Source organism: uncultured Paraglaciecola sp., assembly GCF_913058035.1.
Taxonomy (GTDB): Bacteria; Pseudomonadota; Gammaproteobacteria; order Enterobacterales; family Alteromonadaceae; genus Paraglaciecola.
Window position 1 is genome coordinate 38247 of sequence record NZ_CAJXPA010000012.1, and the last position, 9985, is coordinate 48231.

General features: G+C 39.4%; 10 protein-coding genes. 2 read left to right on the plus strand and 8 right to left on the minus strand.

Annotated elements, in window-relative coordinates:
- Positions 1-6: 6 nt before the first annotated feature.
- The 3 genes from QZ562_RS03200 to QZ562_RS03210 are packed head-to-tail and all read right to left on the minus strand — an operon-like array spanning position 7 to position 2281.
- A complete protein-coding gene (locus tag QZ562_RS03200) occupies positions 7-984 on the minus strand; it encodes a COX15/CtaA family protein (RefSeq protein ID WP_293756836.1) in 978 nt (325 codons plus the stop codon).
- 11 nt (positions 985-995) lie between these two features.
- Complete coding sequence (locus QZ562_RS03205; RefSeq protein ID WP_293756837.1) at positions 996-1562, minus strand: hypothetical protein; 567 nt, start codon at positions 1560-1562, stop codon at positions 996-998.
- Positions 1559-2281, minus strand: a complete 723-nt coding sequence (locus QZ562_RS03210; protein WP_293756838.1) for an SURF1 family protein — start codon at positions 2279-2281, stop codon at positions 1559-1561. The genes QZ562_RS03205 and QZ562_RS03210 overlap by 4 nt, the downstream gene beginning before the upstream one ends.
- A gap of 31 nt (positions 2282-2312) precedes the next feature.
- Here QZ562_RS03210 and QZ562_RS03215 point away from each other — a divergent pair, with 31 nt between their 5' ends.
- Positions 2313-2522 (plus strand): DUF2909 domain-containing protein, encoded by a 210-nt coding sequence (locus QZ562_RS03215; RefSeq protein WP_293756839.1) that lies wholly within the window; start codon positions 2313-2315, stop codon positions 2520-2522.
- Positions 2523-2576: 54 nt separating this feature from the next.
- On the opposite strand, the gene QZ562_RS03220 is transcribed toward QZ562_RS03215, so the two are convergent.
- The 5 genes from QZ562_RS03220 to lexA all read right to left on the minus strand — a co-directional run bounded on the left by QZ562_RS03220 (position 2577) and on the right by lexA (position 7804).
- On the minus strand, positions 2577-3458 hold the full coding sequence (locus QZ562_RS03220; protein WP_293756840.1) for a cytochrome c oxidase subunit 3: 882 nt from the start codon (positions 3456-3458) through the stop codon (positions 2577-2579).
- Between the two features lie 17 nt (positions 3459-3475).
- Positions 3476-4033, minus strand: coding sequence for a cytochrome c oxidase assembly protein (locus QZ562_RS03225; protein ID WP_293756841.1), 558 nt, complete (start codon positions 4031-4033; stop codon positions 3476-3478).
- A gap of 20 nt (positions 4034-4053) precedes the next feature.
- Positions 4054-5658, minus strand: coding sequence for a cytochrome c oxidase subunit I (gene ctaD, locus QZ562_RS03230; RefSeq protein ID WP_293756842.1), 1605 nt, complete (start codon positions 5656-5658; stop codon positions 4054-4056).
- A gap of 12 nt (positions 5659-5670) precedes the next feature.
- Complete coding sequence (gene coxB, locus QZ562_RS03235; protein WP_293756848.1) at positions 5671-6780, minus strand: cytochrome c oxidase subunit II; 1110 nt, start codon at positions 6778-6780, stop codon at positions 5671-5673.
- A 400-nt stretch (positions 6781-7180) separates the two neighbouring features.
- On the minus strand, positions 7181-7804 hold the full coding sequence (lexA, locus tag QZ562_RS03240; protein WP_293756843.1) for a transcriptional repressor LexA: 624 nt from the start codon (positions 7802-7804) through the stop codon (positions 7181-7183).
- A gap of 201 nt (positions 7805-8005) precedes the next feature.
- Here lexA and plsB point away from each other — a divergent pair.
- Positions 8006-9985: glycerol-3-phosphate 1-O-acyltransferase PlsB (gene plsB / locus QZ562_RS03245; protein ID WP_293756844.1), on the plus strand; the 1980-nt coding region annotated here is incomplete at its 3' end.

Sequence of the window (9985 nt, forward strand, 5' to 3'; positions counted from 1 at the left end):
GTTCTCCTAAGTTTTGCGATACAATGTATAACTGATGGTGACTAACACCAACATTAAAAACGCAGCTACAATGTTATGCATTACCGCAACAGCGATAGGTAAACTGTAAACAACGTTGCTTATGCCTAAGATAATTTGAGCACCCAATACTATTACCATTAAGACAGATAATTTTTTAATTAAGCTCGAGCTGGCTGCAGCATACAACTTAATACCCAACCAACATAAGTACAAAAAGGTAATCAATGCGCCTATTCTATGTACTATATGCATGGTCATACGCTCAGCATATTCATGTGCACCAAACTCATAATTTTCTGCTTCTGGGATACTAAATGCGCCGGCAAAATCTAAACGCTCGTACCAGTTACCTTCACAAATGGGTAATTCAGTGCAGGCTAGCGCCGCATAGTTGGCTGACGTCCAGCCACCTAAAGCAATTTGACATGTTAAAATAACAATTCCTATAACTGAGTATTTACCAAAATCTCGCATCCCAGCATCACCACCTGGGATTCGATAAGGGGTTAATCTTAGATACAATAAAAATAATCCTGATAAAACAGTAAAGCCACCTAACAAGTGCCCCATTACCACCGCAGGTAATAAGTTCAGGGTCACTGTCCACATGCCTAATGCACCCTGAAAACAGACTAAAACCACCAAAAAAAGTGGGAGTTTTACCGGTTTGTTATAAGCTTTATTAAATAAACTATTTATAAATATTACCAATATTAAAAAACCTAATGCACTGGCGAAATAACGGTGGATCATCTCATTCCATGCTTTATGTTCTTCAAATGGTCGCTCAGGAAAAGCCTGTTGTGCAACTTCGATGTTCTCAGTAGTTTTGGAAAAACTAATATGACCATAACAACCTGGCCAGTCAGGGCAACCAAGACCTGCATCGGTCAGTCTGGCGTATGCTCCTAGTGCTATAACGACAGTTGCTAATATGATGCTTAACAGCACAAGCTTCTTCATTTAAATATCCTCTAACCTATACGCGACAGTTTAAGTACCTTGCGCATATCCGACAAAATATCACGACTATCAAGTATCGCCTGCTCTTTATCAATTTGTAATGGATAACGTAAAATCACGTTACCCAGGGTATCAGCAACAAAAATAGCATCTGTAGTGTTTTCTTTGAATACTTCTTGAAGACTTCTAAGGTCAGTTTTTAGCAAGTGAAAACTTTGCTTTTCTTGAAGCGATGCTAGTTGGGCAATATTACTTTTTTCATGAGTAATAACCACAACCTCTGCCCGGTCACTCTCTTTTCCTAAAGCACTTCGAACTTGAGCAATAATGTACAACGCATTTTCACAGTCAACTGCACACACTTCTGGTAGTACATACAGCAACTTCCATTTAGGTTCCTGTTGTGATGCTTGTAAAATTCTCATATCTACTGGGGGCGAAAGGAGTTCGCCTTTGTTGGTCGCCGCTTGATTAAACCAATCATTATCTAGCGCCAACTTTGCCAACAAAACAGGAAGGATAAAAACGCTAGCAAGTAGTAACATCATCGCTTTATTATTTTTTTTTGTATTACTCAATTTTGTTTCCTTTTTAACTTATTTCTTTGTGCGATAATAAATACTGCTAAACCAGCAAATGCGAGCAAGAACCATTGTGCAGCGTAGGCTATGTGTTTTTCTGGAGCCATCACTACAGGTTGCCAGTCTCTTACGAAACGTGAATTTTCTTCAGCAGTTAACAACACCACGAAAGGCAATACTTGTTTTTTATAATGTTGCTGAATAACGTTAATATCCGTTTGCTGTAAAACCTTTGGCCACTCACCATCTATCACTGCAGTTTCTTTTACCATGATATTGTCTAGCGGTAAGGATATGATCCCTGAATAACGCGCTTTTTCAGCAACAATCTGAACACTTGGTAAAATATCACGGCTACCGGTGCCTGCTACCCAACCAAAATTAGTTATCACCGTCCCTGAGTATGTTTGCACGGGCACTAATACTTGATAACCCACTCGACCTTTATGAATTTTATTATCTAGTAAAAAAAAACGCTCTGCATCTACCGAACCTTCAAAATTAACAGGCATATCCAGCATATTATCTATATCGCTGCGTATCACTTGTTGCAGATTGACTTGCTCTGTTTGAGCAGCTTGTTCAATAGCTAATAAGCGTACTGTTTTTTGTTCTGCTCTTTGCAATTGCCAATTACCTAAAGCAAACATAATGACAACACACACAAAAGTTACTAAGGTAGCTACAAAGGGTAAGCGTGATAAAAAAGTCCACATATCAACTCAAAGTATCTTTAGGAGTAAGTAGATGTTAATCAAAATACTTGTTGGCGGGTTATTATTATTTATGGTGTTCAATTTATTTAAAGCCATGATGATTATGCTCAAAGACGACCCAAACAGCCCCCCTATGAGTAAGTTTATTGGTAGAAGGGTATTCACGTCGGTAATTATTGTTGGCCTTATATTGCTCGCCGTAGCAACCGGGCTCATCACACCAAATGCAACACCCAATTAGCTAGATGAGGAGCCACTGCAACACAGAGGCTCCTTAAACTCGATAGTTCCGATGCTAAAAGATATAAACAACTGCAAACAGTATTACCCAAACAACATCAACAAAATGCCAATACCAACTAGCAGCCATAAAAGCAAAATGGTTATCAGGAGTAAAATGGCCTTTCATAATTCTGAGTAACATAATAAACAGGATTATCGCACCCAACGAAACATGGAACCCATGAAACCCAGTCAATAAAAAGAAAGTATTACCATAAATACCAGACTGTAAGGTCAAATTCATTTCTGTGTATGCATGAATATATTCTTCAACCTGCATCACCATAAAAACAGCACCAAGCAACACAGTTAAACCTAGCATTATCTTAAGTTTACCACGGTTGTTTTGTTCGAGCGCAACATGAGCATAATGGCAAGTTACGGACGATGTCAGTAATATGAAGGTGTTGATCAATGGCAGTCCCGTCCAGGGCATAGCTTCTGTGGTGGTACCACCTGGAGTGACAACTAAAGGCCAGATAGCTTCAAAAGCAGGCCATAACACTTCGCCTGTCATATCATTATTTGACGCACCGCCTAACCAAGGTACCGAAATGAATCGGGCATAAAACAACGCGCCAAAAAATGCACCAAAAAACATAACTTCAGAAAAAATGAACCATGCCATACCTTGACGATAAGAGCGTCCTAACTGAGCGCTATATAAACCACTCATGGACTCATGTATTTGATTTCTAAACCAGCCGAACAACATAACTATTAAAACTATAAAACCTAAACCTAAAATATAAGCGCCATAGCCTTCTTTGTCTCGGGTACTTTCAATCACAAAATTGCCAGCCCCTACAGCCATTAGAAATAAAGCAACAGCCCCCATAAAGGGCCATGGGCTTTCTGCGGGGACATAGTACTTTTCGTATTCTTTTTCTGACATTTTGATCTCCTTTACCCTCAATTCATTGCCACAACATCTGCTGAAGCGGTGACGTTATAAAGAGTATATTGCAAAGTAAAATAAGTTATATCTTCAGGAAGTTGAGGGTCGACATAAAATTGCATAGGCATCAACAACTCCTCCCCTGCTTGTAATGTCTGTTGTTCAAAACAAAAACATTCAGTTTTATTCATATATAACGCCGCTGGGCCAGGTGAAATCGATGGCACAGCTTGACCCACAATTGCAGTCTTGGCAGGGTTTTTCACGTAAAAATTAACTTGATTGAGTTGCCCTGGGTGAACTTTTACCTGTCTAGTTTCAGACCTAAATTCCCATGGCATGCCGCTATTTATTCGCGTAATAAAATCCACTGTTATCAAACGACTATCATCAATTTCAACTGCTTCGTACACAGCGGCTGTATCCGATGGCTTGCCATTGATGCCTAGGGCATCACAAAGCACGTCATAAAGAGGCACCAGCGCAAAACCAAACCCAAACATGCCAATAACTACTGCAGCTAATTTCAGCACCAATTTATTATTTTTTGCTTGATTGTGTTGTGCGCTCATAAGTGTCTATTCCTAATAAATTATTTCACAAAAGGGGGCGTTTCAAAACTGTGATAGGGTGCTGGAGAAGGAATTTCCCATTCTAAACCTTCAGCTCCTTCCCAAACCTGATTTGACACTGGCTCACCTTGTTTTTTACACGCTTTGATCAGCAACACTAAGAATATAAGTTGAGATAAACCAAATGCAAAACCACCAATACTGATCCATTTATTAATGTCTGCAAATTGTAACGCATAGTCTGGAATACGACGAGGCATCCCCGCTAAACCGACGAAGTGCATAGGAAAGAACAACACGTTTACTGAAACCAATGAACACCAAAAGTGCCATTTAGCTAACCCAATATGAAACATTTTTCCGGTCCACTTAGGTAACCAATAATATACCGCGGCCATAATCGAGAATATCGCACCTGTAACCAATACATAATGGAAATGCGCCACTACAAAGTAAGTGTCATGATATTGGAAATCGACTGGCGTAATCGCTAGCATCAGTCCCGATAATCCACCAATTGTGAACAACACTATAAAGGCTAGTGCAAACAACATTGGCACTTCAAAAGTCATCGAACCACGCCACATAGTTGCTACCCAGTTGAAAATTTTCACTCCAGTAGGTACAGATATCAGCATGGTTGCGAACATAAAGAACAGCTCTGCTGCGACTGGCATGCCCGTTGTGAACATATGATGTGCCCATACAATAAAAGACAATAATGCGATAGATGCTGTAGCGTAAACCATCGATGCATAACCAAATAATTGTTTACGAGCAAAAGTTGGGATGATCTGAGAAATGATACCAAAAGCGGGAAGTATCATAATGTACACCTCAGGATGACCAAAGAACCAAAAAATATGTTGGAACATTACTGGATCACCACCACCTGCGGCATCAAAAAAACTAGTCCCAAAAAACTTATCAGTCAATACCATCGTTACTGCACCTGCTAACACAGGCATAACGGCAATTAGCAAAAATGCGGTAATTAACCATGTCCAGACAAACAGTGGCATTTTCATCCAAGTCATACCCGGCGCGCGCATGTTAAAGATAGTCACCACAACGTTGATTGCACCCATGATGGATGAAGCACCCATTATATGAACAGCAAAAACAAACAATGCCGTACTATCTGCACTGTATGTGGTGGATAAAGGAGCGTAAAAAGTCCATCCAAAAGCAGGACCGCCACCTTCTAAAAACAAAGAAGATAAAAGAATTAAAAAAGCAAAAGGTAATATCCAAAAGCTCCAGTTGTTCATCCTAGGTAGAGCCATATCTGGCGCACCTATCATCATAGGTATTAGCCAATTAGCTAAACCTGTAAAGGCCGGCATAACTGCACCGAAAACCATGATGAGACCATGCACTGTGGTCATTTGATTAAAGAAGTGAGGCTCTACTATTTGTAATCCGGGTTGAAATAATTCAGCACGTATTACCATCGCCATTGCGCCACCAGTCAAAAACATAATGAAGGCGAACCAAAGATATAATGTGCCGATATCTTTATGGTTGGTTGTATATAACCAACGTTTTATACCGTATGGAATATGATGTTCGTGGTGATCATCTGCGTGCGAATCATGCTGAGTGTCATCAGTTGTTGTTGTCATGGTCACCTTCTCCTATTGTCCGTTCATTGCTGAATTGATGTCTTTCGCTTGTACTAAGTCACCAGTATCGTTACCCCAAGCATTACGCTCGTAAGTCACTACAGCAGCAATTTCAGACATAGTTAACTGTTTCGCATATGATTGCATAGCACTGCCTGGAACACCGTTTATTAATATATCGATGTGTTTAGGCTCATCTGCAACCGCGATTTGACTGCCTTTTAATGCAGGGAAAACACCAGGTAAGCCTTCACCGTTTGGCATATGGCAAGCTGCGCAGTTAGCGCTGTAAACTTTTTCACCCATCAACATGGACTCATCCATTGTCATGTTCATGGATAGTAATCGTTGTTCTTTTTCTTTTGCTTCTAGCTGAATAGCTTCTTGCTCAGACACCCACATATCATATTCAGCAGGTTCCTTAGCAACGACTACAATAGGCATAAAGCCATGTGATTTACCGCAAAGCTCTGCACATTGACCTCGATACACACCCGGTTCATTAGCTATCGCCCAAGCATCATTTATAAAACCCGGATTAGCGTCTTGTTTAATGGCAAAAGCAGGTACCCACCAAGAGTGGATAACATCATCAGAGGTAATTAAAAAACGTACTTTTTGACCAGTTGGCACGACAAGAGGGCGGTCAACTTCAAGTAAGTAGTTAACACCTTTATCAAGTTTGCCAGAAATTTGATCTGCTTGAGTGGCCAATTTTGAATAATATTCGACGTCGTTGTCCATATATTTGTAATGCCACTTCCACTGCGAACCAGTCACTAACACAGTTACATCTGGCTCACTAGCATCTTCCATATCGATCAGTAGATTCATCGCTGGAACAGCCATGGCTATCAAAATAATAAAGGGTATCACCGTCCAAGCTATTTCAACTTTTACATTCTCATGGAAATTCGCAGGTTTCGCACCACGAGATTTCCTATGAAAATACATAGAAATAAACATGGCTATAAAAACACCAGCACCTATCACTACACATATCACAAACATCAACATGTGCATGTCGTAAACATCAGCACTGATGTCTGTCACACCCTTAGTCATGTTTAGCTGGTATTGCTCAATTTTATCTTTTGTATCTGCAAATACCGGCGCTGTCATCAATGCAAGTAGCATGGTTCCAGCCTTAAACAAAATATTCTTCACATAGCACCTCGTATACGTGTAACGTACTTTTTATTATTCACTGAAACGTAATTCCAAAGACAGTATTATCCATCATAAGAGTTAACGTTTAGTTAAATTATTGTTATTTTTACTGTTTGGACGTTAAGGGTCTCTCATTTAATAGCGACTAGTCTAGCTTTTTTGTTTAACTTACAGTCAAGTGCCTAATTTTTAGACATAAAATTATTAATGGACATTGAACATTGTTAATAAAAATAAAAAAAAGAGGCCAAACAAGAAATAACAAGAATTGAGAAGAATTGAGAAAGGGCGCAACAAAAATTGTTGAAAATTTTTAAACGCGCATTAATTTAAATAATGCGCAGTATTTATACTAGATCCAATCGGCGTTTCGAATAACACCTACTGCGATACCTTCAATATTGAATGGTTGAGTCGCTAAATCTACCTTAATTGGAGAAAAAGCCTCATTTTCAGCATGTAATAAAATTTGCCTTCCTTTTTTCTCAAGTCGCTTCACCGTGACATTGTCATCCACCCTAGCGACTACCACCTGACCATTGTGAACGTCAGTGGTGCGATGAACAGCTAACAAGTCGCCATCCATAATACCGATATCCTTCATGCTCATACCGTTTACTCGAAGCAAAAAATCGGCACTGGGTTTAAACAAATTAGGATCCACTCGATAATGACCCTCAATATGTTCTTGTGCCAAAATAGGTTCTCCAGCAGCAACTCGACCTATCAAGGGCAAACCAAGATCTTCAAGTTGATCTTCAAGTGGTATATTTAACTTAATACCGCGAGACGTGCCGGGTAATATTTCTATCACCCCTTTTCGTGCTAGCGCTTTTAAATGTTCTTCTGCTGCATTAGCAGATTTGAAACCTAACTCTCGGGCAATTTCTGCGCGAGTAGGCGGCATACCTGTATTCAACATGGTATTTTTAATCAGTTGAAGTACTTCTTCTTGTCGTGCAGTTAGTGGACGCATAAACAGCCTGTTTTTTTATACAGTTAGAAAGAGTATATACAGTTATAATTAAATCTCAAATTTGTTTTTCACAAAATATAAGCGTAATTTTTTTTACGAGATTTACATAAAATACAAAATTTAATCTCCAGTTATCAAATTGTCACTGCTACGAATGTCTGTGGTATCCTTCATCCGTTTTAAAATCTGAGAGAAAAATGTATGTTGTGGCTGCATAAATTGCTGTTAGCAATGGTGACAGTGCCGATGAAATGGCTGGTAAAAGTAAACAGCATTCCAAGTGATCTTGAGACTGAACTAGGCATAGATAAAAATCGGCCAATTGTATATTTATTACGTACCCGTTCAGTCACAGATCAGTTGGCATTAAAAATGTCTGCGGCGGCATTAGGCTTACCTAGACCCACTCTTGATATGAATATTACTGGTCAAAGTTATTCCTCATGCTTGTTTTTACAGAAACCCCGCTCAGTGTTGAACCGCAAAATTAGAGGTACTTCGATACAAGAAGATGCGGCCAAGCTATTTAGTATGCACAGAGAAAACTCAGAACTGGATATTCAAATTGTTCCCGTTTCAATACTTTGGGGAAGGGCACCAAATAAAAACACATCAGGTTGGTCAGACGTCATTGCTAACCAGATGTCGCCCAGCTGGCTACGTAAATTTTTTATAGTATTATTTTTAGGCAGAGACAACTTTGTTTGTTACAGCAAAGCAGTCTCTTCTAGAAAAATGGTGGAACTAAAAGGTAGTGATGAAGACATCGCTCATAAACTTATTCGTGTAGCAGGCACACACTTTTATCGCCGTCATCAAACGTTAACAGGCCCTAATATTCTTGAACGTCATCAATTGCATAACAGTGTTCTTGGCGCAAAATCTATACGTAAAGCCATTGTTGAGGAAGCTCGCAGCAAAAAATTAAGTCATCAACAAGCCAAACAACAAGCTAAGAAATACATAAATGAGATAGCGGCTGACTACAGACCTGGTTTGATCAGATTAGCCGAGAAATTATTAACCAAAATTTGGAACAAAATTTATAACGGTATCGAAGTTAGGCATGCTGATAAAGTCAGAGCTTTAGCACAAAATGGTCATGAAATAATTTATGTCCCCTGCCATCGAAGCCATATGGACTACTTATTACTCACCTATGTTATTTACCATGAAGGGTTAGTCACACCACATATTGCTGCTGGAATTAACCTTAACTTTCCTCCAATTGGCGGCATATTGCGTAAAGCAGGCGCATTTTATTTACGTCGAAGTTTCGCTGGTAACAAACTCTACACAGCCGTGTTTCGCGAATATTTAGAACTACTGTTTAACAAAGGTTATTCAGTTAAATATTTTCCTGAAGGAGGACGCAGCAGAACAGGTCGCCTATTACCGCCTAAAACAGGCATGTTAGCTATGACTTTACATGCACTTATCAAGGGTATTAATCGACCCGTGAGTATAGTGCCTGTGTATATTGGATACGAACATGTTATGGAAGTGTCTAGTTACCTTAAAGAACTTAACGGCACGGGTAAGAAAAAAGAATCTTTTTTCCAAATATTTTCAGCCATTAAAAAACTCAAAAATTACGGCTACGGCTTTTTAAATTTTGGCGAACCCATCAACTTAACTAATTACCTCGACCAGCAGGTACCTAATTGGCGAGATGAACAAGAAAAAAGTGGTGACAAAAAACCTAAATGGCTGACACCAGTTGTAAATGTTCTTGCTACAGATGTCATGAGCCGTATCAACCAAACAGCTGCTGTGAGTGGCATGTCAATTTGTGCTATTTGTTTATTGTCTGCGAAAAAGCACGCAATGGCCCAATCTGAATTAATACAAGCCATTGATCACTTTTTAGAATTGTTACGTGATGCCCCCTATAGCGAACTTGCCACTTTGCCTAAGATATCAGGCAAAAAATTATTGGAAAACACGCTTAAGTTGAATAAATTCAGCGTGTCTGAAGACAGTTTTGGGAAAATAATTTCACTCAAAAATACAAATGCTGTAGCACTAACCTACTACCGTAACAATATCCTGCACTTATTCGCCCTACCCGGCCTGATTGCCGCCATAGTGTTTGCCAATAAAAGATTGGCAAAGGAACAGATATTGCTGTTAGTAGCTAAGATCTATCCCTTACTCAAGAGAGAATTGTTTATTTATATG

Bases quoted from the DNA above. Each gene is read 5' to 3' on its own strand.
- QZ562_RS03200 (WP_293756836.1), bottom strand. From the start codon at position 984: ATGAAGAAGCTTGTGCTGTTAAGCATCATATTAGCAACTGTCGTTATA.
- QZ562_RS03210 (WP_293756838.1), bottom strand. From the start codon at position 2,281: ATGTGGACTTTTTTATCACGCTTACCCTTTGTAGCTACCTTAGTAACT.
- QZ562_RS03215 (WP_293756839.1), top strand. From the start codon at position 2,313: ATGTTAATCAAAATACTTGTTGGCGGGTTATTATTATTTATGGTGTTC.
- QZ562_RS03220 (WP_293756840.1), bottom strand. From the start codon at position 3,458: ATGTCAGAAAAAGAATACGAAAAGTACTATGTCCCCGCAGAAAGCCCA.
- QZ562_RS03225 (WP_293756841.1), bottom strand. From the start codon at position 4,033: ATGAGCGCACAACACAATCAAGCAAAAAATAATAAATTGGTGCTGAAA.
- ctaD (WP_293756842.1), bottom strand. From the start codon at position 5,658: ATGACAACAACAACTGATGACACTCAGCATGATTCGCACGCAGATGAT.
- coxB (WP_293756848.1), bottom strand. From the start codon at position 6,780: ATGACAGCGCCGGTATTTGCAGATACAAAAGATAAAATTGAGCAATAC.
- lexA (WP_293756843.1), bottom strand. From the start codon at position 7,804: ATGCGTCCACTAACTGCACGACAAGAAGAAGTACTTCAACTGATTAAA.